The following is a 25573-nucleotide window of genomic DNA, read 5'->3' on the forward strand; positions in this document are numbered from 1 at the left end:
GTGTCCAAGCGAAGCCGACGTGACGACTGAGAACAATGTGATTGGCAGAGGCGCTCACCTTTCTCACGCTGCAAGCTGCGGAACTCCGCTCTCGACCAACAGCAAAAATCGTAAGTTGCGAGCCCCCGCAACCAACGATAATTGCGAATCCTCCGCTGGCCCTGCCGCGGAGGTTTTTGCGTTTCTGGCCCCGGCGCGCAGAGATCGTCTGTTGCGCCCTCCCGCAACCAACTTAACCTGCGAAGCGCCCTCCGGGGCGCTTTCGCACGACTGGGCTTCGCTTATGTCACTGAAAAACATTGCCAGTTTCGACCGCGTCACAAGGATGGTGAGGGCTTTGAAGTGCGCTTGGACACGATGCTCGTGGAAGGGTGGCTGGTCCAGTGAAGCTTGCCCAAGTGGGATCGGTCTGCGGCAGAAGTAGTGGATTGAGCACCAAATTAGTCGAACAGGTTTTGCATGGGCAAGAGGCGAGCATTTCTGCTCGTCTCTTTTTTGGGTCCGCCCGACTTGTGTCGGTGTGGGCTGTCGTGAGGAGGTTCCAATTTTACCAAAATCTTGTGTTGCCCCGCAATGAAAACTGCGAGGCAACTCTGCATGCGAATTTATTGCGACATGCCGCCTTCGCTGGAAATCTGCTTCTCAACGTTGCCTTGGTTTGCGACGACAGTGCCGCGCGGTGGAAAGTCCTGAAAGCTCTGCAAGTGTCTTTGCACGAGCTTTGCTGCGGGTCCGAAAGCCCACATTTTCTTGCCCATCCATTCGGTGTACATGCCAGACTCTTCCGCTGCTTTTTCATAGGGATCGCGGCGCAAATTGACGAGCAAAGGTGCATTCAATTCGTCTTTTGGTCCCCCCCAACCATGATGCTGCACGACAAAATGTGCTTTCCAGTCGCGGTATCGGATGGCCTGCAAGTTGGTGCCTTCGTAGTAGATGATTTCCTCGCGGTTGCTCTCTTCGCCGCCTGTCAGATAGGACAATTGATTGTACCCATCCAAATGGACATTGTAACCTTCGTAACCTGACAGCAGCTCTTCAGGCAGATTGTCCGGCCCGCCAGCGGCGGCAACCAGCGTTGGCATCCAGTCCATCCCAGAGAATATACCATTTGCAACGCGCCCTTCCGGAATCTGCCCGGGCCAGCGAACGATCGCAGGAACTCGAAAGCCACCTTCCCAAGTTGTGCCTTTCTCTCCATGGAATGGTGTCGTACCGCCATCAGGCCAGGTTAATGTTTCCGGGCCGTTGTCTGACGTGAAGACGACAATCGTGTTGTCGCTGACGCCAAGCTCATCAAGACGCGCAAGCACCTTTCCGACATTGTCGTCCAGCTCTTTCATGACAACATCCTGCAAGCCCCGCCCATTTCCAAGCATTGCTTCATACTCGGGGCTGAGATTGGTCCAGACGTGTGCACGCGCGGGCGCCATCCACACAAAGAATGGGGATGCGCCTTCCACCGCCCGATTGATAAAGTCGAGCGTTTTCTCTGTCACTTCATCGTCCAGCGTTTTCTGTCGCTCGGGCGGTGCCGGTCCGTCGTCTACAATGCGCTGGTTGCCCACCAAGCCCCATCGCGGATCCACGGTTTCATCTGTTTCTTCAGTTGCAAAGGCATAAATAACGTTGCGCGGACCAAACTGTGCTTCGAATTCAGGATCATCCGGCCAGTCCGGGTCAGACGTGTATTCCATGGCGTTCAAGTGGTAGAGCCATCCCCAGTATTCATCAAAACCCTTTGTTGTGGGCAGGAACTGGTTTTGATCGCCAAGATGATTTTTGCCGAATTGACCAGTTGTGTAGCCAAGCAATTTCATCATGTCGGCTATTGTGGGATCGTCATTGCTCAATCCCACCGGATCGCCAGGCAATCCGACCGTGTGCATCCCTGTACGGATCGGGAATTGACCGGTCAGAAATGAGGAGCGCCCCGCAGTACAGCTTGGTTCGGCGTAGTAGTCAGTAAGCCGAGTACCCTCGGCAGCAAGTCGATCAAGATTTGGTGTTTCAATGCTCTTCACGCCCTGATGATAGCTGCCCAGACTGGCCCAGCCGACATCATCAGCCATGATGACCAGAATATTGGGGCGGTCCTCCTGCGCAATAGACGATGTCGTCATGACGAAAGTTGCCATCAGACCGGCCACCATCGATTGGGTTATTTTAGGATTAAAGTCCAAGGTCTCTCCCTTTCTTTTTTGATTTGCCCTGAACACATTCAGGGATTCCGCAACGATAGGTAATCGTCGTTAATTGAATCCTAAGCATTGGAATTATGCGGCGGGACTTTCACTGTGTGATTGCATTTGCGAACGTCTCCGTCAGTCTTTTGTTTAACATTGCATGGGGCTTGGCGGAGTGCCCGTAGTGCAATTCAGCCAAGGCGGCGATATCATTGAAAAGGACAATTGCTTTTCCGTCCTCTCCTGCATAGACGAGCAATTTTTGACAAAAGGCGTCAAGTCCGATCGCGGGGAAGTCGGCCATTGCGACGCCCCCTGGAGCCGGTCCACCAAACAGCAGGAGCTGCGCTGGCATCAACTCAACGTCGATTGTTGCCGCTTCCCGCTGAAAATCGATTTCTCCGAACCAGATCGTATCAGATTGCGCTGTGATTGCCTTTTTGAGGCGGTCGACGGTTTCAGCCACCGGAAATTGTGATCTGAGTTCAATGATGGCGAAGTCCCTGTCGACTCCTTCGGTTGCCATAGGTTGAGGTGTCGTGTCTTTCAAACTCCCGAACGCGGCCTCGATACGTTTGTCGAAATCGGAAAGAGTTGAACCGGAGGTCAGTGGATGTCGCTGTGCAAGAAATGATCCAGGTGTGTAGATCACCTTAGATGCCCCGTTTTCAGCGTATGACAGGACACGAAACGGCAAATCCAACCCGGCGCGCACGTTCTGCTGCAAAATCATCGTATTAACGCGAAGATCTGAAAACAATTGTACGCGGGAAGGCGGCATTTCCACTCCTTCGGCAGCGGCGAGTCGAGCATGATCTATCGTCAGTACCGGCGTAAGACTGGCATCCTCTACCGTCTGGCTTACCACCTCGAAAGATTGATCAACCGCTATTTGAAGTGTTTCTTGGCTGCTCGCGGAACTGCACAACGACAGGACCGCCAAGGTCGTCAGGAAGACTTTTTGAAATGACATCAAACAACACCCTTAATTCAACGCAATGTCGTCTTTTTCAGGTTAATTGCCGCCAGCGTGCCGAAAACGATTTCGGCTCCAAGAAAAAAAAGCAGAACGAAATTTGGCGTTCCGTCTACCAGCAGGCTGATAACCCGACCCGAAGCAAGACCACCCATAAAGACTAGGAGGGCCCAGAGTGCTGGACGCGTCAAAGACGGGATCGATGCGCCTGAAATCCAAAAGGCGACGTTTGCCAGGTAGAGCCCCATGATCGCGCGAAAGACATGGGTCTGGTGCAATCCTTCCACCGGAAACCCCAACAAGTATGGCAATGTGATCGACGGAGCGAGGCCATAAAACAGCGCGATGGGTACAAGCCCGATGGCAGCCAGCATCAATAGAAGTCGGTCGGACAATTCGATCTCTCCGGGGAATAGGTTTTACAACTCCAAAGAAACGCAACTTGGGGTCTAACACAACCTCCGGAATAGATATTTGGCGCGTCCGTTAGCATTTATCCTTCATTCGATTGGTTTAAAACGGGGTATCATTGCAGCGCGTTGTCCCACTTTCTTGCCGCCTGCGATAGAGCGCTGTTTCGTGTTTTGTGCGGCGTTTGTTGCCACTTTGGTCGCCACAACTTCGGCCATCGACTCCACGATCACTCGCGAGGCAGCCATTCGAATGTTGCTTTTGCCAGGCTGCCAAACCCCCGTGCCAATGGTGAGATGGTCAAAACCGAAAACTTGCAATCTGATTGTCAAAAGAGGGCGCCGCTGCCAAACCAAAGAAGTGCACGGCTGCTTTAGTGCTTTTGGTAGATGCTCTAGTTTCTGGTGTGGCTGAAACCTGACGAGAAATGATGTAAGAAGATTGGGTACCAGCTGATCCTGTTCTATGGTAGCATGATCGTTGAGCATAAGGTGGATGAGGTCATTGATACTTTGAACCCAATGTACGATTTCCATGCAACCAAATTGGGTCAAACCGGCTATGCGATTTACGCTGGCAAAATGGAAGCATGGGCATGGTAACTTCATACGCCTCAGGGCGTTACGGACGACTTCGCCAGCGGTTTTCGGACGGGGTAACCAAGTGGTTGCGACGTCTGGCGGTTGCAGCGTTATGCTTTGTTGCAGGACCGGCTCTTTCCTGCGCTTTTGACATGGTCAAACCGGAGCGGACGGCAATCGATTGGATTGTGGACGCAGAAAAACTGGTGCTGGCGCGTCCCGACAACGAAAATCCCTTCGTCTACAAAGTGAACCGCATCCTGGTTGGCAACGATGAGATACCGCCCATCGAACAGCTTGTGGACACGCCAAGTCGTCGACATCTGGCAGCGGTCCCTGCCGATACCGTCTTGTTCGCTCACACTCTGGAAAGCGGGTGGCAACGGGTTGCCTATGTCAATCAGAGTTTCCAAGATATCCTTGAAACTACGCTGGATCATCGTCTGTCTTGGCAGAATGCAATGCCGCAAAGCCGCTTGGATTTCATCGTTTCTTTGCAAGACAGTCCTGTACTTACACATGAAACCATAGTCATCGGCGAGCTGGATAAAGTGCCCTACGCTGAATTGCGCCAGTTGGATTTACGTTTTTCCGACGAAGACCTGTTGGAAAACCTATGGACCAAAACGGGATATCAGTACCAAGCCATTCAAGCGTTGCTTCTGGGTCTATCGGGAACGCCCGCCGCGAGAGCTGAAATTCATGACTTTATCAACCGGGTCGCGGATTGGAACTGGGCCAACAACCTTGGCGCATTCGCGGCCGCCTACATTGAGCTTGAAGGTGCATCAGGTGTCGAGCATTTGGCAAACACCATGCTCCTTGATCCAAAGCAGCCGCTGGACAAGCTCGAACAGATTGTCATGGCGATGTCTGTACATCACGGCATTGGCAATCCACAAATCATGACAGCCGTACAAAACAGCATTGACGGATTGGTCAACGAGCGTCCCGAAGCAGGTGTTATTGTTGCACGACAGTTTTCCCTACGCTCCAACTGGTCGCAAACCGCCGTTTTGGAACCGCTGATGCGCGCGCGTTCTGTCGCCTTGGGTGATCTCGTGACGATTGCCGCCTATGTGGCGCGCTCCAAAGAAGCTGCCAATTGACGGGTGAGGTAACATTTTACGGATCGGTTGTCAGAGTATTTGGCAGCTATCCGAAGCCGGCACGCCCAAGCAGTCCTGTTCGGGCGCCGGTCTTTGGCGGCTTGCTCGATATTGCCGCTACCGGGAAACTAGACACTCGCGGACGATTTCATTGATCTGGAATGGAGCGACTTGTTGCCCAAAGTACAAACTGCTTTGGCGGACGTCCTAAGGGACATGATTGATCATGACAAGGCGTCCAAGTCGAGCCAGGGTGCTGGAACTGGCTATGCGTTGTCAGTAGACAAGATCGAGCTGTTTCGAGCCCAGGAGAGGTTCCTGAAAGCCACAAACACGCGGTCAGCAATATGATTTAGGCGGTATTTTTGCTGGTAGGAAATGCTCTGAAGAGGGTAATAGCTGCGTGAAATATCGACGGTGGTTGCAAGGGTGCAGTCAGATTTAGCGTGCAGAACCTGATGACTATGGTTTTGCGCATTGCGATCAAAACCCTGCAACGCGCTCGATGACCCAAAAGGCGGCGAGGCTCCCGATGCCATAACTGGCAAAGCGGGCAAGTGATCCGGCTTTGTGTTGCAATTGGGGATAGAGCCACCTGAGTGCGAATCCTAACGTAAGCACAAACGCGATGAAGAGAAGCTGTCCAAGTTCCACGCCGATGTTGAACGCAAAAAGCGCCAGTGGGATATCACCTGTCGGCAAGCCTATCTCTTCCAGGGCTCCAGCAAAGCCCAATCCATGAACCAATCCGAAACCGAAAGACACGATCCAAGGAAACCGTTCGGAGACCGGATCGCGGTCCGCGACGGGTAACGACAGCTCGTAAGCGAGAAAGACGATGGAGAGAGCGATAATCGCTTCGACCGGGGGTGGCGGCAGGTTCAGCCAGCCGAAAGAGGCTGCCGCCAGTGTGATGCTGTGAGCAACTGTAAAAGCTGTGATCGCCCAGAGCATCCGCATACGGTCACGGATCAGCAGCACAAGGGCCAAGACGAACAGCAGGTGATCCACGCCTTCCAGGATATGCGTCACGCCGAGTGCCACATAGCTTGTCAGGATTTCGATCTTGCCTGGGTCCTCGGGCACGGTGAAAGAGGTATTTGACGATGTCAGGCGATGCACCTGCGTTTGGCCCGGCGCCAGTTCATATCGCACGAGCGTGTCCGTGCTGGTGCGATCAAGCCCCAAGATTTCGATGACGCCGCCCCGCAAACCACCCGGGCAGTTGGTCACCCATTTGGTCGTCCACGCGCGGCCATCAAAACGCGGTGTGGCTAGGGCAGGATGCACGCAGTTTCTTGGTAGTTGCGCCTCGATTGTCATCGGCTGACCGTTGACATCCGGAGCCCGCCAAGTCACCCGCCAGCTGTCATTTCCGATCGATACCAAATCAAGGAAGCCAGGATCGAGGCCGTGCGCCGACACAGACACTGGTAGCCAGTTCACGATCACCATGATCAGGATCAGCGCGTATCGTTTCACTGGCCCAGCACCGCATCAGGGTCCGGCAAGGATACCGAATATTGCTCCAACAATGCCGCATTGAAGGTCGCCCGCATCTGTTGCATCTCCGATGCGCGCCATTCTGCTTCGACCCGGTCGCGGATATCGGCGAGTGGCGAGATCGTGCCATTGATCGCGTCGATGACCCGCACAAGGTGCTGACCATAGGCGCTTTGCACCGGACCAGACCACTTGTCTGCAACCAGTTCTGCCAGGCTTGCATGGAAACCCGTGCCAAATGTTCGGTCGATCACGGGCGCGGGCGTCAAAGGAAGGGTAGGGGGCAGTAGGCTTGCCTTTCCGATTGTTGATGGATCGGCGCCTTTTTCGAGCCTCGCTCGAAGCTCGCTTGGATCCCCGTCCGGCGGCAGGATTACCTGCTCGAAAGCCATACGGGCAGGTTGCATGAAACGTTCTGAATTCGCATCGAGATAGGATTGGAGCGTGGCGTCGTCAGGCGTCAGAGCGGCGGCTGCTGACTCAGCAATATACTGCATCTTCAGGTTCAGCCGCTGCCGGATGATCGCGTCGCCCTGATCCAGACCGAGAGCGAGCGCCTCCCTGACACTCGCCTCTTCCAGTGCCCAGTTGCGCATCAATCCATCCAGTTCCTGCGTTGTAGGCGGCCTGTTCCATGTTGCGGAAAAGCGCTCTGCAAGCATACGTGCCTCTTCGTTGCTCAGAGAAATGGAATCCAATCGCGCGGTAGGGGGCGTTTCGTTCAACAATGCAAAACCGGCAAATATCAACGCACCGAGGGCGAAGAAATGGAATAGAGAAGATCGGAAGATCATGCGAAAGTTCATTGATTGCTCTCTAGTCTGCAAGTCCTGAAGGCGACTCGCTCAGCTACTTTGCTGGCGCTGGGGGACAGATCAAGTGTCAATTCATGTCGAGACAGTCGGCAGAGCTACAGCCATCACCCCTGTTGCTGCAATCCGGCAACCCACGGCAGTACCTGCGATGCATTCCAGCCGCGCCTGCAAAGAGGTCAGGAGTGCAAGCAACGGCACGCCCGGAACGAAACCAGAGGCGGCGAGCAAGGTGTAGTGGAGGCCATAAGGCAGGACCGTTGCCAAAGGAAAAACGATGCCGCCATGCTTCAAAAAGCAATTGAGCCAAAAGAAGCATCCATCCGGCTGAAGCTCTGTCAGCTTTCACGACCGCAATCCGCTTTTGAGTTAAACCAATTTAAGAAAACCCATCGCCACCTATCTAGAACTTTGAAAGCTTGTTGATTGCTATTCTGCGAAAGAGACGGGCAGAAATGTGAGACCAATCATTTTTTCGGATTCCTACGTTTTATGAAAGTTGAGACACGCGGTGACGTGCCCGTCTCCGGGCGCGAGCGTGTGCGCAAAACCGGCTGTTCTGATCCAGGCGACTTGCTTTCCCGGAGTACAATAAACAACCCGCTGGCAATAATGATACATGACCCAATGATTGTGTGAGTATCTGGTTTTTCGTCAAAGAACATCAATCCGTAGAATGTTGCCCACAGTATTTGGGAGTATTGCATCGGGGCGACCACAACAGCCTCACCTGTGTTGTAAGCCGCGATCAAAAATCTTCCCGCGATCCAGGCAAAAATTGCGACAATCCCGAGTTTGCCTAAATCTTCGATTGGCATAGGTTGGTAGACCACGGGCAGAACGGCGGCCATGACGATAAAATTTGCCATCATGGGATAGAGCATGATAACAACTGTGCGCTCTTCACGGCCTATTTTGCGGACAATGATCGATGCGATTGCTCCGCAAATGGCCGAGATCAAGGCCGCTAGATGACCAAGCTCAAGACTTGAATTCCCGGGCCGTAGCACAACCATCACCCCGCAAAGGCCGATCGCAACGGCGATCCACCGCCGAAGCTTGACCTGCTCCCCCAAAATCGGAATGGCAAGAATTGTAATGAGCAGGGGGGAAGCAAAAATAATTGCGTAGACCTGTGCTAATGGTAGGACCGAAAAGGCATAAAAGGCGCAGAAACCGGTTATTACGGCCGCAAAGGTACGAGCGACCATCCACCAGGGGTGTTTAGGGATCAGGGTTCCTGGTGTGGCGTCGCGCAGCAGATACAGCATTGCCAGCGGAAAGCTGAACAGCACGCTGAAAAACACGATTTGTACCGGCGAGTACGAGCCCCCTAGCACTTTGATGATCACATCATGGCTTGCAAAAATGCCAAAGGCGATGAGTGCGTAAAGAGCGCCCTTTGCGTTTTGGTTCATTGCATCCTCGCTTCGCCCGTTGATTGGCTTTGACTCCCTTGCGAAAAGGGAACCAAGCTTTCTCACGTCATTTAGGCACCTATTCCGAGCACCTTCTGGTCGCGGTGCGCAATGGACGTCTCGCGCATTTTTTCAATCTGGTCAGACAGGATCGGAATACAAAGGGGATCCAGAAATTGCCCACTGTTCATTCTGACTGTCAGAGGCTCGCGTCAAGTGAAGCCAGAATTACGTCGCCCATTTCACTTGTTGTGATCGGTGTGCCGCCTTCTTCGCCCATCAAATCTGCGGTGCGTGCGCCATCGGCCAGAACTTTTTCAATCGCGGTTTCAATACGCGTTGCTTCATCCCCGTGATCAAACGAATAGCGCAGTGCCATTGCAAAGCTGAGGATACAGGCAATTGGATTGGCTTTGCCTTGTCCCGTGATGTCCGGTGCTGACCCGTGGACCGGTTCATATAGCGCGCGAGGCGGGCCATTGTCGGTTGGCGCGCCAAGGCTTGCAGAGGGCAGCATGCCCAGGGAACCGGTCAGCATGGCCGCGCAATCGGACAGAATATCGCCAAAAAGGTTATCTGTGAGGATCACATCAAACTGCTTGGGTGCACGTACCAATTGCATCGCGCCATTATCGGCGTACATGTGAGAAAGTTCGATGTCGGGGTAATCTGTGTCGCGTACCTTTTGCACGACTTCGCGCCATAGAATACCGCTTTCCATGACATTGGCTTTTTCCATGGAGCAGACCTTGCCGGTCCGGCGGCGCGCCAGTTCAAAGGCAGATCGCGCGACCCGGTCGATTTCACCTTCGGTGTAACGCTGCGTATTGATGCCCACACGCTCGTTGCCTTCTTCGAAAATGCCGCGGGGCTCACCGAAATACACCCCAGAGGTCAATTCGCGGACGATCATGATGTCGAGACCGGCCACGATGTCTTTCTTGAGCGATGAAAAGTCTGCAAGAGCGTCAAAGCACTGTGCCGGGCGCAGGTTCGAGAAAAGATCCATTTCCTTGCGCAGGCGCAACAGGCCACGTTCCGGCTTCACACTGAAATCAAGCGCGTCATACTTTGGCCCGCCGACAGCGCCCAGCAAGACGGCATCCACCGCAAGTGCGCGCGCCATGGTGTCATCATGCAATGGCGTGCCATGCGCGTCATAAGCGGCTCCGCCCACCAGATCTTCGCTGACGTCAAATGCCAGACCGCGTTTGTCGCCAAACCAGGTAATGACGCGCTTGACTTGGGCCATCACTTCCGGGCCGATACCGTCGCCGGCAAGGATAAGGAGAGAAGGATTGGCCATGATGAGACTCCTGCAACTTGTTTTGCAAGCGGCCTATCGCGCGACCCGGTCGGGGTCAAGAAGCCGACCATGAGAATAAAAGGTTATGGGCAGTATCAGAGTGTTTCCCGAGCCTGCATCGGGGTCATTCCGGTCCAATTGTGAAAAGCGCGTTAAAATGAGTTCGGATCCCTGTAGGCCAGCAAGTATGAGATTTCAGCGATGCTCATTTCACCTTGTGCCAGCAAGTCTTTGGCCATAGCCGCACGCGTTGCATCGAGAACGCTGCGGTATGTTCGGCCTTCTTGATGCAATCTACGTTGCAGACTGCGCCGGCTGATGTGAAGGCGCGCGCAGACGTCATCAGCAGAAGCTTTCCCGGCTGGAAGCATGTCTCTGAGTATGGCTTCGACGCGGTCAGCGGTCGTGTCACTTGATCTGTTTTCGTTGAGCCGCCTTTGCAGTGTCGGAACAAAATCGTTCAACAGAGTCGCATTGGCAGAGATCAACGGTAAATCGACATCCTCATTTCGCAAAATCAACTCTGCCTGGGGACTGTAGTGGGGCATACAACCGAAATAGTCTGCCAACTCATCCTTTAGTGGATCAACGGACGGCCCGCCTACAGATAGCGGCACAACATTGTTGCCTGTGTAAACGCGCGCTATCTCAACAAAATAAACCAGATCGAATACTTCGACATCCTCAGGCAGACTTGCCAAGGAATCAGACACCCCAAATACAAGAGAGACGCCCTGTGGCACCTCCTTGATGGTCAGTTTGATTGGCGCAACAAGGGGCTTGAACAGTGCCAGCCGCGCGAGGCCTTCGCGGTAATTCCGACTGCTGGTGAAAGCGATCATCGGTGAATTGTATGGGCGGCCAGCAGTGAGCTTTGCCAAAAAAAGGGGCGCATCTGGGCGGTTGCATTCCACGCTAATAGCCCGCCACATCTGAAAAAAAGTCTCGGCATCAACGCCGCGATCTTCATTGTCTATGTAATTCGGTGGCAATCCGGTTCTTTTCAAGACCCGCGTCTCGGAGAGATCTAGCATTGTGCATATTTGGCGAATTTGTTGTGCCACGGGGTAGAGGGCTTTGCGGCTCATGTCTTGTCCTTCAGTCAAAGGGATATAGGTGAAATGGTACAGGCGCCTCTTTTTGACCATAGGCAGGTCGGTTTGAGGCGCATTTTGCTATTCAATTGGCGCAAATTGCAAGTCTCGGGCTTGTGCGTCCCAAGGACCGCAACGCTGTAAATCAGCAAGAGGGAGAGAATTGTGTCATCTGCAAACCTTGGTGCAATTTTGACCGGAGTGGGCATCGCGGTTTTGATGCTCGTTGTTTTGCCCTTCGCCTTGCATTCGACACAACTGGGAACTAGCGGACTGTTTGCCCCTGGGAACTTGGAAACGCGTTTTTTTGCGTCTGGCCAATCCTTCAGTAATTACGCCATTTTCTGGCACATGCTGTTAGGTGGGGTGCTGACGCTGTTGATTCCCCTCCAGCTTTTGAGCGCTTTGCGAAATCGCTGGCCGATCGTGCATCGGTGGAGCGGTCGGTTTCTTTGCGGCTGCGGTTTACTGACAGGCGTGGGCGGTTTGGGCTACATTACCTTGCGGGGGACGATTGGCGGCGTTTGGATGGACGCAGGTTTCGCGCTCTACGGTGTTTTGCTCTGTTTGAGCGCTTTTCAGGCCATACGTTACGCGCGCGCCAAAAGATTTGCCGATCACAGGCGCTGGGCGCTCAGGTTGTTTGTGCTCAGCATGGGGTCCTGGCTCTACCGAGTGCATTATGGTGTCTGGTTTGCACTCACGGACGGCATTGGGTCGACCCCGGCTTTCGATGGCGCTTTCGACCTTTTCCAGAACGTCGCCTTTTTTCTGCCTTATCTGTTTTTGCTTGAACTATGGTTGCGCGCGGGAAATCGAAAAACTAACGCGTGATATCGATCCAAACGAGCCGATGTCGGCTGGCCAACATCGCATCTTCGCCGAGTTCCGTGGCCCGATCTGGCCAAAGCACGCCACTGTCCAGAACGCGCCAGTCCGAAGATGGCAAGACATAGTCCACACGCAGGTTTCCAGGCTCTGGGTCTGTCCAGTCTACTGTGTCAAAGGGATCGCCTGAGACCAAGACGCTGCCTTTGCTCTGTGGCATCGGGTCTTGCAATCTGGGATCGTCCAGAATGCTGGAGATCGCGGCTTTGATCCCTTCGCCGCCGCGCCGATCCTGATTGAAGTCTCCTAGCAAGACAAACCGTTCTCTAGGCGCGGGCCCGAAGGCTTCATCAAGATAGTGCTGCCAAAAAACGATTTCATCGTGATTGCGTTTGCCGTTTCGGTCCTCGGGGCCATCGAACACCGGCGGACTGGCGTGAAAGGTCATCAGGGTCACTCTGCCCAGTTTCGGTACATCTATCGGGACCACCCAATGCCCGGTGGTGGACAAACGTTGGATCTCTTGTGCCGCTGCAGAAGGGAAGGCGCCTTCGTCGGTATAGGGTAACATTGCGTCTGGAACATCGCGCCACAGGGTCGATGAAAAATCCTGCAAAGCCACGTAATCAATCGGGAATTTGGACAGAATAGCCATGCCACCCTGCCCAGAGAACTGGCCATAGCTTTGCGTATCGCGCGGATCCCCCAGATGGCCGTCGCCATCCATATCCAATCCGGTCGGCATGCCCGTATTGGGTCGGGCGGCAAATTGAAATGGATAGTCCAGACCCATACCCGCCAAGGCCTGGGCATAGGCCGAAAGTGCCTCGCCTGTCAGATCGTAGTCAAAGCTTTGCAGGGCTATAATATCTGCGTCGGCGGCTGTTATTATGCGTAATGTCGCCATGACCTGATCGTCATCCCCGCGCGCAATATCGCGGAGCAAAAGGCCCGGTCCTTTGCGCTGTAATTCCGTATTGAAACTGGCAATGCGCAGATTTTCGGCCCCGGCATCCGTACAAAGTACAAGCAGACCGACTGCGATTAGGTAGCGTGCAAATTGATACTTTTTGTTTTCGCCAGATCTATGTGACGGCGGTACAAGGTGATCATCGTGGTCGTGCGGTTTCTTGTCATTCCGTTCATGAACATACCGGGAGAATAAAAGGCCCATGCGGTCACTTTTCCGATCAGGGTTTGATGGTTCTCGATGGAAAAGAGTCTACCAGATCGGAAGTCGTCTTGACTACTGCGAGAACAAAAACTGGCAAAAGAACACCCATGTTGATGGTGAAGCGCTCATGGCAGAACAGCTGCCTAAGCCCACAATGGTTTGTGGCGGGGTTAAAGTGTTTGGTTTGTCCGAATGTTGAATGCTGCAACTCGCAGTGATCCCTCAATCCGAGCCGGTGCCGCACACAAGGATAGCAACAACAATCTCATCACAGGAAAGAGGTAAAAGCGCGGTCCCATCGACCTGCGCTTTTTTCCATCACACCCACGGACGCGCCTGTGCCGCTTGTTTTTCGAAAACATCGATTGAGGCTGATTTTTCCATGGTCAGGCCAATGTCGTCCAGACCATTCATCAGACAGTGTTTTTTGAAAGGATCGACGTCGAAACTAAATACTTCACCATCGGATGAAGTGATGGTCTGTGCATCGAGGTCAACGCTGATCCGCGCGTTCGATCCCTTTTCAGCATCTTTCATCAGGATATCGACCTGTTCTTGCGGTAAGGGGATCGGCAAAATTCCGTTCTTGAAGCAGTTGTTGAAAAAGATATCCGCAAACGACGGTGCAATGACACATTTGATCCCGAAATCCTTGATCGCCCATGGTGCATGCTCGCGGCTCGAGCCACAGCCGAAATTGTCACCCGCCACCAAGATTTCAGCCTCACGATATGCGTCCTGATTGAGAACAAAGTCGGGTATCTCTTCGCCGTCGTCGTCGTAGCGCATTTCATCAAAAAGATTGACGCCCAGACCGGATCGTTTGATCGTTTTGAGGAACTGCTTGGGTATGATCATATCGGTGTCGATGTTGATCATCGGCATGGGCGCCGCAATACCGGTCAGTTTGTCAAATTTATCCATTTACAGTCTCCTTGCACGCATGTGCAGTGTTTTCACATTGAATGAGCGTCGTATGAAAGCCGCCCCTTTTGGCCAACTGAAATTGACCAGTCACGCGCATTAAATTCTCGTCATACGAGACAATTGCACCAATGCTGTCGATGCTCCATTCAAACAGATCGTTCATTCCTGCTTCTCACATCATCTCGCGCACATCCGTCAGTTTGCCGGTGATCGCGGCCGCGGCCGCCATTGCAGGCGACATCAGGTGTGTGCGTCCGCCGCGACCCTGGCGCCCCTCGAAGTTGCGGTTGGACGTGGCGGCACAGCGCTCGCCCGGCGCCAATTGATCGGGGTTCATTGCCAGGCACATGGAACACCCGGCAAGGCGCCACTCGAAGCCAGCCTCCTTGAAGATGTCCGCAAGGCCTTCTTCTTCGGCCTGCGCGCGCACCAGTCCGGAACCCGGCACGACCATGGCCCGAAGGCCGTCTTTCTTTTTCTTACCCTTCAGGATCGCTGCCGCAGCGCGCAAATCTTCGATCCTGCCATTCGTGCACGATCCGATAAACACCGTGTCGATTTCAACCTGCGACAGTGGCGTGCCGGGTGTCAGCCCCATGTAGTCCAAGGACCGTTGGGCCGCGCCAACTTTTCTGCCTTCAAAATCATCTGCTGCTGGAACGGTCGCCGTAATGGGCAAAACGTCTTCTGGCGAGGTGCCCCAGGTGACCACGGGCGCGATGTCTTCGCCTTTCAGCGTGACAACCAGATCCCAATCCGCATCGTCATCTGAGTAAAGTGTTTTCCACCATGTGAGTGCGGTTTCCCACTGTGCGCCGTTGGGGGCATGGGGCCGTCCTTGACAGTATTCAAAGGTCTTTTCATCAGGCGCAATCAGCCCTGCACGTGCGCCACCCTCGATGGCCATGTTACAGACAGTCATGCGCCCTTCCATGGAAAGATCGCGGATCGCTTCACCACAATATTCGATCACATACCCTGTGCCGCCTGCCGTGCCCGTGGCCCCGATGACGGACAATGTGATATCCTTTGCCGTGACACCTGGTCGCAATTTGCCGGTGATCTCGACCTTCATGTTCTTAGACTTTTTCTGGATTAACGTTTGCGTGGCCAAAACATGCTCGACTTCCGAAGTGCCGATTCCATGGGCCAAAGCGCCAAACGCGCCATGTGTCGCCGTATGGCTATCACCGCAGACAACCGTCATACCGGGCAGCGTCCAACCCTGTTCGGGGCCGACAATGTGCACGATACCTTGGCGTACGTCCGTTACCGGGTAATAATGTATGCCAAACTCCTTGGCGTTGGTGTCGAGCGCTTCGACCTGAACGCGGCTATCTTCGGTCATTGTGGCGGCATTGGCGCGATCCAGCGTGGTGGGCACGTTGTGATCCGGTACGGCAATGGTCTTTTCCGGTGCGCGTACGGTACGACCGGTCATGCGCAGTCCTTCAAAAGCCTGCGGAGATGTCACTTCGTGTACAAGATGGCGGTCGATGTAAAGAAGGCAGGTGCCATCCTCGGCTTCATGGGCGACATGGGCGTCCCAGATTTTGTCATAGAGCGTTTTGGGGGACATGTGGTCCTCTCCCGTAATGTGAAAATGAGCAGTTGGTGGAGTTTGAGCGTTTATAGTCGCGCAAGCGCGGTATGGGTCGCTCCGAAAAAGCGTTCGCGTAGACGCGCACGGTCCATGATGTCAAAAATCCGTTTCATGCTACCGCTGATACACTGCAGGTCGATCTCTCGCAAGACCACGGCGCGGTGCAGCGACCAAGACCGCTGACTCGTGTCTCGCAATACAGCGTTACAGAAACGCATAATATGTTGATTGGTTTTTTATACCTTGGGGGAGGTACGTAATCATGAAATTTTTCTCAACCTGCGCCGCTTCGGCGGTCTTTCTGGCTTGCGCTGCTGCAAGTCAGGCTGGCGTGGTCACATTAGATGAATTTGGGTTTGAGCTCCAAAATGGCGGCGCACTTGGCAGGGCAACAGGAAAGGCTTCCAAACTGGTACAGATTTGTCAGCTGATATCGGCGGTGCGTCCGTTGATGTAGAATGGGTCAGTGCAACAAGCGTCGATGTTAGCTTTTCCGGGGGTGTAGATGACATGCTCGGTGTGGAGTATATCCTGTCGGACCTGGATTTTTTCAACGGTACATCCATCAAGACCATCTCAGGCGTTACTTTTGACCGCTTGGGCAGCGACATCGATGAGTTCTTCGGAGATACCGCTAGTGGTCAACCGCCGGCGAGCGCGTTCTTTGAACCGTTGCTAAGCTTTGATTGCAATTCGTTTACAGCGAGTTTCAGTTCCTTTGACTCGGGTCTGGTCGCGGACGAGCCCAGGCTCCGCTATCAGCTTCGGCTCGGCAGTGTTGACTCGTCCGAGTCTACACGCGGGCCGCCAATTGCTGCAGGGTCCAGTGGGTTGTTGATCCCAATCCACTATGCAAGGCTTCGCGTATGGCGGATCCGATTGCAAATTTCGAAGAACCCCTGGGCCATGTTCTTATGTCCGCGGATGAGATTTGGAACCTAATTTCCCTGTTTGCAGCAGATCTGATTGAACCGGGCTGGCGGCAGAACCAGGCGTTGATCCTTTTGTTTTTGGCCGTTCTGGCCTATGTGCTGCACGGTGTGACCACTCGGGCGATTGAGACCCGCGTACGGGCAGTTGAAGGCTGGTCGAAGTGGCAACTACGAATGATCATTCAGATCAAGCGGCGTATGGGGCTGATCCTGTTTTCGATCATGGCCTACACGGTCTATCTGGTTATGCAGAGCCTCACCTGGCCATCTCGGTCCTATCTGATAGGAGGTGTCGCGGCACTTGTAGCGACCTGGGTGATGATCGCCTATGCCGGGCGCCTTGTGCGCAACCGGTTCCTGCGGCGGATCGTGGTCTGGGGACTGTGGGTCTACGTAACGCTCCAATTCGCCGGCGTCGGCGACGAAGTGTCGAGTTTTCTGGATGGGCTGGCCTTGGAAATCGGCGAGTTCCGCATATCCATGTTTGCCCTTCTCGTCGCGGCAGTAGTGATCGGCTTGCTTTTTACCGGCGCGCGATTGCTGAGCACGACCGTTTCCGCGAGAATTCGAATGAACGAAGACATTAGCCCCTCCATGCAGGTGTTGGCGGTCAAAGCGGTTCAAATCATCCTTTACGGGTGTGCGTTTTTCATTGGGATCAAAGCCATTGGAATTGATCTGACGGGATTGGCCGTCTTGTCCGGCGCCATTGGTGTGGGTTTGGGCTTCGGGCTCCAAAAAGTTGTCTCCAATCTGGTGTCCGGGGTTATTATTCTGCTGGATAAGTCCATCAAGCCCGGCGATGTGATTTCGCTGGGCGAAACTTTTGGCTGGATCAATGCGTTGGGCGCCCGTTACGTCAGCGTTGTCACCCGTGATGGCCGGGAATACCTGATCCCAAATGAGGATTTGATCACCGGCCAAGTTGTGAACTGGTCGCATTCGGACCAATATGTGCGGCTGGATATCTATTTTGGCACCTCTTACGGCTGCGACCCGCATCAGGTTCGTAGGCTGGCCATTGAGGCCGCAACCAGTGTCAGGCGGGTTTTGGCGCATCCGAAGTTGCCAGTGTGTCATATCGTTGGCTTCGGCGACAGTTCTGTGGATTACATTCTGCGGTTCTGGATCGGTGACCCGACAGGGGGGCTGACGAACATCCGTGGGGACGTCTATCTTGCGCTTTGGGACACCTTTGAGGCCAATGACATATCGATCCCGTTCCCTCAGCGTGAAGTGCGGATGTTGGGCGACGCCTAAGATTTCAGCTTTTGAAGGATGTGGCGTTAACACTTCTGCAACCCCGTCATTGAATTGTTGCGATGCAGTTGTTACCCTAAGGTATCCCAGCGTCGGGGGTCTGGCGGCGCGTTCTAAGGAGGACAATGTCCTGTCAATCCATGCTGAAGCAGCGGATGCTGCTCAAAACAGGCACACAGTAATGATGACTGTGGCCGATACAGCCACCAGCGATGCGCTCCTGGCGACTATTCTTTCATCTCTTTCCGACAGCAAGGCCGAAGACATCGTGCAGATTGATCTGCGCGGTAAAACTGAAATCGGTGACTATATGGTCATTTGTTCGGGCCGTTCGACCCGTCAGGTTTCTTCGATCTCTGAAAAACTCGCCCAGACGGTCAAAGACGCCTTTGGACGCACCGCGAAGATGGAAGGCAAAGATACAGGTGACTGGGTTCTGATCGATACAGGCGATGTGATCGTGCATGTTTTCCGTCCGGAAGTGCGCGAATTCTATCAGCTTGAAAAGATGTGGCAGCCCATGGCCGGTACGGAGACGGCGACCAACTGACCCCCTCGGGGTGGTTGCCTGATCATGCGCGTGCATATTATTGCGGTCGGTCGCCTGCGGGCGGGGCCGCAAAAAGAAATCATCGACGACTATGTGACGCGGTTTGACCGTATGGGCCGGGGCCTGAACCTGGGACCTGCGCGGGTTATTGAAGTAGATGATCGTAAATCTGCGGGTAGGGAGGCCGAAGCGGAGCTGTTGCGCCGGGCAATCCCCGACAGGGCTTTTTTCGTGGCTCTTGACGAGCGCGGCCGAATTGACAGTTCACCCGGTTTTGCGGCGCGGATGGCGGAATGGCGAGACGCCGGGCGCAGTGATCTGGCCTTTGTCATAGGCGGTGCTGATGGGATTGCGGCTGAATTGCGAAGGCAGGCTGACTTCTCACTGTCGTTTGGCAAGATGGTCTGGCCGCATATGCTCGTGCGCGTGATGCTGGCCGAGCAACTCTATCGTGCCGCGTCAATACTAGCGGGTGCACCTTACCATCGGGATTGAAAATATCCCTTTTGGGCAGGTGACATGTGGAGCCAGCTTACCTTGCGGGAGCCCGGGTCCTTTCTGAAATCTGGTTCACAACAGGTGCTTTCACGATTATTGCAGCACCGCCAAAACGGCTTGGTTGTGTTGCCAAACCGTTCGTTTTGAATAGATTTTGCGCGGCACTGAAAAGAATCTGGCCTGTGGATTGATCAGAAATAGGTGTATTGTTGAACATCTGGACAACCGCGGCGGATCCGGTCAGCGCAGGTTGACGATCTTTGTTTCGGGGTTCCAACCGCCTGGCAGGTCTCGTGCCTGTATTTGAACTTGCGTGGTGCCTTCAGGAATACGGACGCCGGAAAGTGATCGCGTGAAGGGTTGTTCTTGAACATGCGGATGGGCCAATTCACGGATGGCGATTTGATTGCCATCCATGTCCAAGACACGCCAAGCATCGGCATAGTGATCCCAGCCAGTGTCAGGGTGGGAAATTGTCACGTCAAAACGCCAAGCGTCACCGGATTTCCTGACTTTTACGGCATCAACCTGAGGCGGTTCCGCAAGGGCCGGCAGAGCAGTCAGAAGCAAAGCCAAAAGTGCGTGTTTCATTTTAAGTCCAACCAAAACATTACCAATTCAACTTGATGTACTTAGGTAGCCAACAAAATTTTACGAGAGTAAGATGCGAATTCTCTGCGCCAGATGACGACCACCGTGCAGATGGATGCAAACATCAGCGCGACGGGTCCGGCAAGCCATGCCGCCGCTGCCAGCGCAAAATAGAGCGATCTGAGCCCGCGATTAAAGCTTTTGGCGCCGGTGATGTTGATCTGGGCTGCTTTTTCGGCCTGGACATATGCATCAGCGTGGTTTGGGTCATTGGGCACAGCGCCCATCAGCACCGAGCAATAACCAAAGAGCCTATTGGCCCAAACGAATTTTAGAAAGGCGTTGGTGAGAAAAAGCGTCAACACCATCAATTTCAATTCCCACACGATGGTTGGATGATCCGTCAACGTAATATCCGAGGCGACGCCTGCCAGTCGCTCTGCATTGCCAATAACGGCAAGCGTGCCACCAATCGCGATCACAGAAGTAGAGGCGAAAAACGCTGTGCCCTGTCGCAACGTGCCCAGGACATGTGCGTCAAAGATACGCGGTTCGCGGGTTACCATTTGGCGCATCCATTCCTGCCGGTATCCCGCCATCAGCATTGACGTGGAAACATGCTTGGCCGACGGGTGTTCGACCCGAAACCCAACGGCAATCCAAAGGAAAAACAGCAGGCCAAGGGCGCAAAAGTCCAAGGGTTCGAAAAGGGCGATGCGATCTACAAGCGTCATGACGTGACGCATCGCATCTCCGATAAAGCTTGCCAATGGGTGAAATTGGTAATATTATTTTACCAAATGGAGGAATGCCCATGCAAATGCCTACACCGGACAAGAGCGTGCTTGCCCGCAAAGACCGCGTTGTGGCGCGATTGCTCTCCGTGTTGCCGGAGGATGCGGTCATCCACGATACGGCGGAAACCCGTGCCTATGAGTGCGATGCGCTGACCGCCTATAAATGCCCGCCCATGGTGGCGGTGCTACCGTCAACGACACAGCAGGTCTCGGACGTTTTGCGGATTTGCCATCAGGAAGGCGTTCCGGTTGTCCCGCGCGGGTCAGGCACTTCGCTGGCCGGTGGCGCGTTGCCAACGGCTGATTGTGTGATTTTGGGTGTGGCGCGTATGAATGACGTGCTTGAGACGGATTATGACCTTCGCGTCATCCGGGTTCAGACCGGCCGCACCAATCTCAGTGTGACCGGGGCTGTCGAGGAAAACGGATTTTTCTATGCACCTGATCCTTCCAGCCAATTGGCCTGCGCGATTGCGGGGAACATCGCGATGAATTCCGGTGGCGCGCATTGTCTGAAGTACGGCGTGACGACCAACAACCTGTTAGGCTTGACCATGGTGATGATGGACGGTGAGGTGGTCGAGATTGGCGGCGCGTATATGGACAGCGGGGGGCTGGATCTCCTGGGTCTTGTGTGTGGGTCAGAGGGTCAGCTTGGTGTGGTAACGGAGGCCGCCTTACGCATTTTGGCCAAACCGGAAGGGGCGCGACCGGTTCTGATGGGTTTTGACGACAGCGAAGTGGCAGGCGCCTGCGTCAGCGACATCATCAAGGCTGGTGTCCTGCCCGTTGCCATCGAATTCATGGACCGTCTGTGCATCGAAACCTGCGAAAATTTCGCCCATGCAGGCTACCCTCTGTGTGAAGCTCTGCTGATTGTTGAGGTCGAAGGTTCAGATGCCGAGATTGATCACCAATTGTCTCTTATCATGGACATTGCGCGTCGGCATAACCCGGTTGAACTGCGTGAAAGCAAATCGGCTGAGGAAAGCGCCCTGATCTGGTTGGGTCGGAAATCAGCTTTTGGTGCAATCGGACAGATCAATGATTACATGTGTCTGGATGGCACCATTCCCGTGAGCTCGCTGCCTTTCGTGCTACGCCGGATCGGCGAGATGTCCAAGGAGTACGGCTTGCAGGTCGGTAATGTGTTTCATGCTGGTGATGGAAACATGCACCCGCTCATCCTGTTTGACGCCAACAAGCCTGGCGATCTGGAGCTTTGCGAAGCTTTCGGCGCGGAGGTCTTGAAGCTTTGTGTCGAAGCGGGCGGCTGCCTGACAGGGGAGCATGGTGTCGGCATCGAAAAACGCGATCTGATGACCTACCAATACGCGCCAGCAGATCTTGAAGCTCAGATGGCGGTAAAGGATGTCTTTGACCCGCAGTGGTTGCTCAATCCGGCGAAAGTATTTCCGCTTACTGTATCGGAATCCCGTCGTTCTGTGGCTCTGGCAGCAGAATAGCTCAACCGGCCGACACTTGTTGCGCTGCAACGATTAGACCTAATATTCTGGAACTTAACCTCTATGACACCTGACACCGAAGAAGCCTTGGCTGAGACCATCAAGGGGGCTCAGGCACCGCTCGCGATCAAAGGGGGCGGAACGCGTGGCATGATGATCGAGGGCGACACCCTATCGGTCAGTGGCATTTCTGGCATTTCGCTATATGAACCCGGTGCATTGACCATCGTTGCAAAAGCCGGCACCCCTCTATCTGAAATCAACGCGGCTCTGGCCGCTGAAAACCAGCGGTTGGCCTTTGAGCCGATGGATCACCGCGTTTTGATGGGTACTGTTGGTGAACCAACGATCGGTGGCGTGATTGCTGCCAATGTCAGCGGACCGAGACGGATACAGGGCGGCGCGGCGCGCGACTATGCGCTGGGCGTACGGTATGTCGATGGTTCGGGCGCCATTGTCAAAAACGGCGGGCGCGTCATGAAGAACGTGACAGGATATGATTTGGTCAAGCTCATGAGTGGCGCGTTTGGGACACTTGGCGTGCTCACCGAAGTAGCATTGAAAGTACTGCCGACACCGGAAACCCAGGGCACCTTGCTGTTGCGCGGTCTTGATGACGCACAATCCGTGCGCGCAATGTCTGCTGCCATGGGGTCCCCCTATGAGGTCAGCGGTGCTGCGCATTGTGCCCAGATTATGGAGGATGGTGCTGTCACGGCTTTGCGTGTCGAAGGTTTTGAAACTTCAGTGAGCTACAGACTTGAACGGCTCAAAGAACTGCTGAGCCCGATATGCACAGATGTCACCATCGGCGATGCAGCCCTGACCGAGTGGGTGTGGCGTAGCGTGCGGGATGCTGAGCTTTGGAAGGACGTTCCAGAGGATATCTGGCGCATTTCCTGCAAACCATCGGATGCGCCTATGTTGATGGCGCGGTCGGGTGCGGTGGGCTGGTACTTCGACTGGGCCGGAGGGCTGATCTGGGTGCGGATGCCACCGGGTGGGGATTTGCGGACGAACCTTGGTGAATTCGATGGACATGCGACCCTGGTGCGCGCATCGGATGAAACGCGCGCCGTGCTGCCCACATTCCATCCTCAAAAGCCGGGTGTCGCCAAAATTGCCGCCGGTCTGCGCGCGCGGTTTGATCCGCGTGGCATATTGAACGCGAACCTGATGGCAAGCGTTTGACATGTCTGGCGCGCGGAGCTTGTCCGGCAGGTCTTTCGGCTGCGACGTCCCTGTCACTTGGCTAGAGGGCATTCTCGCAAATTCATTGATAGGTCCAACGTAAATGCAAACGACTTTTTCTCCTGAGCAACTCAAAGATCCGGGTATTGAACGCAGCAACGAGATTTTGCGCACCTGCGTGCATTGCGGTTTTTGCACTGCAACCTGTCCGACTTACCAAGTACTGGGGGACGAACTCGACAGTCCCAGAGGCCGGATATACCTGATCAAGGATATGCTGGAGAATGACCGTGATCCGGATGAGAAAACGGTCAAACACATTGATCGGTGTCTCAGCTGTCTGGCCTGTATGACCACCTGCCCCTCAGGCGTGCACTATATGCATTTGGTCGATCACGCGCGCGAATACATTGAAGAGCGCTACAAACGACCCTTTAGCGATCGGGCGTTGCGATGGGTCCTTGCACGTATCCTGCCTTATCCGATGCGCTTCAGATTGGCGCTCGCAGGCGCTAAATTGGGACGCCCCTTTGCCCGGTTCATGCCGGACGCGCGGTTACGCGCGATGTTGGAGATGGCACCCAAGAAAATCCCGCCTGTCAGCCGAAACGATGACCCACAGAGTTTTGCACCCGAGGGCCCGCGCAAAAAACGGGTTGCCTTGATGACCGGTTGCGCCCAACGCGCGTTGAATACAGATATCAACGATGCCACCATTCGCTTACTGAAACGGCTGGGCTGTGAAGTAGTCGTTGCGGATGGCGCGGGCTGTTGCGGAGCGCTCACCCACCATATGGGCAAAACCAGCGAAAGCCACGCAACGGCGGCGCGAAACATACAGGCATGGTCGCGTGAGATGGATGGCGATGGATTGGATGCCATTGTGATCAACACCAGCGGATGCGGTACAACGGTAAAGGACTACGGCCATATGTTTCGCAATGAACCGATCGCTGCGAATGCCAAGCGTGTTTCGTCTCTGGCAATGGACATCTCCGAAGTCTTGATGCAGCTGGATTTGCCTGAAGGTGACACGCGCAACACGGTGGTGGCCTATCACGCGGCATGTTCGCTGCAACACGGCCAGCAGATCAAGACATATCCAAAGGATCTGTTGAAGCGGGCGGGGTATACGGTGGTTGAACCCTCTGACCCGCATCTGTGTTGTGGTTCAGCGGGTACCTACAATCTCATGCAGCCCGAGATCTCCAAAAAGCTGAAAGATCGTAAAGTGCGCACTCTGCAGGCCAAGAACCCGGACATCATTGCAGCCGGTAACATTGGCTGCATGATGCAGATCGGATCCGGGAGCACTGTTCCAATTGTGCATACTGTTGAGCTCTTGGACTGGGCCACTGGCGGGCCGAAACCCGCCGCTTTGGAGGGGTGATTGTGGCACCTCGGCCATGAATGGCCACTTTTTTGCGGCTTTTTTGCCGGTAAACAAACTCTAAAAAGAACGTTAATTGACCTTATAGAGGCCCACTTCCGCCGCACCTGACTGACACCTTCGAGCCATCAACTCGAGGGAAGATCAAGTGAAACAGTGGATTCTTTCTGCTCTCCTGACCGCCGCTGTAACATCGGCAGCACTGGCCCAACCGGGTCGCCTTCAGTCATTAGAAGATGGTGTAAATGCGCGGCCATGGGAAGCCGTCGGCCGTTTGGATCTGGGCGGTAAAGGCTTTTGTACCGGCGCGCTGATCAGCCCTGATCTCGTCCTGACCGCGGCGCATTGTCTTTTTGACAAAACCACAGGCGCGCGGATCGACCACGAGACGGTTGAATTTCTCGCAGGTTGGCGCAATGGCCGCGCCTCGGCCTATCGCCTCGTAAGCCGCGCGGTTGTGCATCCTGACTATGTATATGCAGGAAAAGTATCCTCTACACGGGTGCGGAATGATATCGCCATTTTGAAATTGGCTCGCCCGATCCGCAATACCACGATTGAGCCCTTTGATACCGCCCCCCGGCCGAAAACAGGGGATCAGGTTGGTGTCGTAAGCTACGCACACAACCGCGCTCAAGCGCCGTCCTTGCAGGAACTCTGTACCGTTCTGTCGCGGAAAAGAGGCGTGTTGGTAACGTCCTGCGCCGTGGATTTCGGTTCCTCAGGCGCCCCCATTTTCATCTACGTGAACGGCAAGGCGCGGATCGTCTCTGTGGTTTCAGCCAAGGCAGAAATCGAGGGCACCAATGTCTCCCTAGGCACTGCCTTGGGTCCACCTCTGGACTATCTGCGCGCTGAACTCGTGGCAGGAAAAGGTGTCTACCAACGCAGCCCCCGGATCTCCGACCGCCTGCGCGTGGGTGAGGGGCGGGCCACCTCCGGCGCAAAATTCATCAAGCCCGGGAACTGA

The 25573-nt window shown here is 54.5% G+C and carries 25 protein-coding genes; 10 read left to right on the forward strand and 15 right to left on the reverse strand.

Translation table 11 applies throughout. From position 1 onward, the window contains the following. Window positions 1-605: 605 nt before the first annotated feature. The 4 genes from AB8B75_RS14310 to AB8B75_RS14325 form a co-directional block, all read right to left on the reverse strand. Window positions 606-2183, reverse strand: a complete 1578-nt coding sequence (locus AB8B75_RS14310) for an arylsulfatase (RefSeq protein WP_405363238.1) — start codon at window positions 2181-2183, stop codon at window positions 606-608. A gap of 109 nt (window positions 2184-2292) precedes the next feature. After that, window positions 2293-3159, reverse strand: coding sequence for a DUF302 domain-containing protein (locus AB8B75_RS14315; protein WP_405363239.1), 867 nt, complete (start codon window positions 3157-3159; stop codon window positions 2293-2295). A 17-nt stretch (window positions 3160-3176) separates the two neighbouring features. Then, window positions 3177-3557 carry a DUF4345 domain-containing protein gene (locus AB8B75_RS14320; protein ID WP_405363240.1) on the reverse strand — a complete coding sequence of 127 codons (381 nt, stop codon included), beginning with the start codon at window positions 3555-3557 and terminating at the stop codon, window positions 3177-3179. A gap of 105 nt (window positions 3558-3662) precedes the next feature. Beyond that, complete coding sequence (locus tag AB8B75_RS14325) at window positions 3663-3821, reverse strand: hypothetical protein (protein ID WP_405363241.1); 159 nt, start codon at window positions 3819-3821, stop codon at window positions 3663-3665. A 347-nt stretch (window positions 3822-4168) separates the two neighbouring features. On the opposite strand from AB8B75_RS14325, the gene AB8B75_RS14330 reads away from it, so the two are divergent. Beyond that, window positions 4169-5263 (forward strand): hypothetical protein, encoded by a 1095-nt coding sequence (locus AB8B75_RS14330; protein ID WP_405363243.1) that lies wholly within the window; start codon window positions 4169-4171, stop codon window positions 5261-5263. Window positions 5264-5746: 483 nt separating this feature from the next. Here AB8B75_RS14330 and AB8B75_RS14335 read toward each other — a convergent pair whose 3' ends face one another. The 6 genes from AB8B75_RS14335 to AB8B75_RS14360 all read right to left on the reverse strand — a co-directional run bounded on the left by AB8B75_RS14335 (window position 5747) and on the right by AB8B75_RS14360 (window position 11390). Beyond that, window positions 5747-6745: a HupE/UreJ family protein gene (locus tag AB8B75_RS14335; RefSeq protein ID WP_405363244.1), complete on the reverse strand. Its 999-nt coding sequence runs from the start codon at window positions 6743-6745 to the stop codon at window positions 5747-5749. Beyond that, on the reverse strand, window positions 6742-7572 hold the full coding sequence (locus AB8B75_RS14340; protein WP_405363245.1) for a peptidyl-prolyl cis-trans isomerase: 831 nt from the start codon (window positions 7570-7572) through the stop codon (window positions 6742-6744). The genes AB8B75_RS14335 and AB8B75_RS14340 overlap by 4 nt, the downstream gene beginning before the upstream one ends. Before the next feature lie 81 nt (window positions 7573-7653). Further along, a complete protein-coding gene (locus tag AB8B75_RS14345; RefSeq protein WP_405363247.1) occupies window positions 7654-7845 on the reverse strand; it encodes a hypothetical protein in 192 nt (63 codons plus the stop codon). Between the two features lie 200 nt (window positions 7846-8045). Continuing rightward, on the reverse strand, window positions 8046-8996 hold the full coding sequence (locus AB8B75_RS14350; protein WP_405363248.1) for a DMT family transporter: 951 nt from the start codon (window positions 8994-8996) through the stop codon (window positions 8046-8048). 199 nt (window positions 8997-9195) lie between these two features. Further along, window positions 9196-10302: a 3-isopropylmalate dehydrogenase gene (leuB, locus tag AB8B75_RS14355; RefSeq protein ID WP_405363250.1), complete on the reverse strand. Its 1107-nt coding sequence runs from the start codon at window positions 10300-10302 to the stop codon at window positions 9196-9198. A 152-nt stretch (window positions 10303-10454) separates the two neighbouring features. Then, the gene (locus AB8B75_RS14360) at window positions 10455-11390 is read right to left on the reverse strand and encodes an AraC family transcriptional regulator ligand-binding domain-containing protein (RefSeq protein ID WP_405363252.1); all 936 of its coding nucleotides are present in this window, start codon (window positions 11388-11390) and stop codon (window positions 10455-10457) included. A gap of 171 nt (window positions 11391-11561) precedes the next feature. Between AB8B75_RS14360 and AB8B75_RS14365 the strand changes: the two genes are divergently transcribed. Continuing rightward, window positions 11562-12230: a DUF2306 domain-containing protein gene (locus AB8B75_RS14365; RefSeq protein WP_405363253.1), complete on the forward strand. Its 669-nt coding sequence runs from the start codon at window positions 11562-11564 to the stop codon at window positions 12228-12230. Here AB8B75_RS14365 and AB8B75_RS14370 read toward each other — a convergent pair. From AB8B75_RS14370 to leuC, 3 genes are all read right to left on the reverse strand, one after another. Further along, the gene (locus AB8B75_RS14370; protein WP_405363255.1) at window positions 12220-13398 is read right to left on the reverse strand and encodes an endonuclease/exonuclease/phosphatase family protein; all 1179 of its coding nucleotides are present in this window, start codon (window positions 13396-13398) and stop codon (window positions 12220-12222) included. The genes AB8B75_RS14365 and AB8B75_RS14370 overlap by 11 nt on opposite strands. A 318-nt stretch (window positions 13399-13716) precedes the next feature. Next, window positions 13717-14322: a 3-isopropylmalate dehydratase small subunit gene (gene leuD / locus AB8B75_RS14375; RefSeq protein ID WP_405363256.1), complete on the reverse strand. Its 606-nt coding sequence runs from the start codon at window positions 14320-14322 to the stop codon at window positions 13717-13719. Between the two features lie 175 nt (window positions 14323-14497). Next, window positions 14498-15904: a 3-isopropylmalate dehydratase large subunit gene (gene leuC, locus AB8B75_RS14380; RefSeq protein ID WP_405363257.1), complete on the reverse strand. Its 1407-nt coding sequence runs from the start codon at window positions 15902-15904 to the stop codon at window positions 14498-14500. Between the two features lie 286 nt (window positions 15905-16190). On the opposite strand from leuC, the gene AB8B75_RS14385 reads away from it, so the two are divergent. From AB8B75_RS14385 to rlmH, 4 genes are all read left to right on the forward strand, one after another. Next, complete coding sequence (locus AB8B75_RS14385) at window positions 16191-16385, forward strand: hypothetical protein (protein WP_405363258.1); 195 nt, start codon at window positions 16191-16193, stop codon at window positions 16383-16385. Window positions 16386-16794: 409 nt separating this feature from the next. Beyond that, on the forward strand, window positions 16795-18120 hold the full coding sequence (locus tag AB8B75_RS14390) for a mechanosensitive ion channel family protein (RefSeq protein WP_405363259.1): 1326 nt from the start codon (window positions 16795-16797) through the stop codon (window positions 18118-18120). Window positions 18121-18301: 181 nt separating this feature from the next. After that, window positions 18302-18670 (forward strand): ribosome silencing factor, encoded by a 369-nt coding sequence (gene rsfS, locus AB8B75_RS14395; RefSeq protein ID WP_405363260.1) that lies wholly within the window; start codon window positions 18302-18304, stop codon window positions 18668-18670. A gap of 24 nt (window positions 18671-18694) precedes the next feature. Beyond that, window positions 18695-19165: a 23S rRNA (pseudouridine(1915)-N(3))-methyltransferase RlmH gene (gene rlmH / locus AB8B75_RS14400; protein ID WP_405363261.1), complete on the forward strand. Its 471-nt coding sequence runs from the start codon at window positions 18695-18697 to the stop codon at window positions 19163-19165. A gap of 243 nt (window positions 19166-19408) precedes the next feature. Here rlmH and AB8B75_RS14405 read toward each other — a convergent pair whose 3' ends face one another. Continuing rightward, window positions 19409-19759: a hypothetical protein gene (locus tag AB8B75_RS14405; RefSeq protein WP_405363262.1), complete on the reverse strand. Its 351-nt coding sequence runs from the start codon at window positions 19757-19759 to the stop codon at window positions 19409-19411. A gap of 41 nt (window positions 19760-19800) precedes the next feature. Further along, a complete protein-coding gene (locus tag AB8B75_RS14410) occupies window positions 19801-20505 on the reverse strand; it encodes a DUF599 domain-containing protein (protein WP_405363263.1) in 705 nt (234 codons plus the stop codon). Between the two features lie 68 nt (window positions 20506-20573). On the opposite strand from AB8B75_RS14410, the gene AB8B75_RS14415 reads away from it, so the two are divergent. From AB8B75_RS14415 to AB8B75_RS14430, 4 genes are all read left to right on the forward strand, one after another. Beyond that, window positions 20574-22022, forward strand: coding sequence for an FAD-linked oxidase C-terminal domain-containing protein (locus AB8B75_RS14415; RefSeq protein ID WP_405363265.1), 1449 nt, complete (start codon window positions 20574-20576; stop codon window positions 22020-22022). A 63-nt stretch (window positions 22023-22085) separates the two neighbouring features. Further along, window positions 22086-23213 carry an FAD-binding protein gene (locus AB8B75_RS14420; protein WP_405363266.1) on the forward strand — a complete coding sequence of 376 codons (1128 nt, stop codon included), beginning with the start codon at window positions 22086-22088 and terminating at the stop codon, window positions 23211-23213. A gap of 103 nt (window positions 23214-23316) precedes the next feature. Further along, window positions 23317-24603: a glycolate oxidase subunit GlcF gene (gene glcF, locus AB8B75_RS14425; RefSeq protein WP_405363268.1), complete on the forward strand. Its 1287-nt coding sequence runs from the start codon at window positions 23317-23319 to the stop codon at window positions 24601-24603. A 148-nt stretch (window positions 24604-24751) separates the two neighbouring features. Beyond that, window positions 24752-25573, forward strand: a complete 822-nt coding sequence (locus AB8B75_RS14430) for a trypsin-like serine peptidase (RefSeq protein ID WP_405363269.1) — start codon at window positions 24752-24754, stop codon at window positions 25571-25573.

The organism is Roseobacter sp., from assembly GCF_045106495.1.
Lineage (GTDB): Bacteria > Pseudomonadota > Alphaproteobacteria > Rhodobacterales > Rhodobacteraceae > Roseobacter.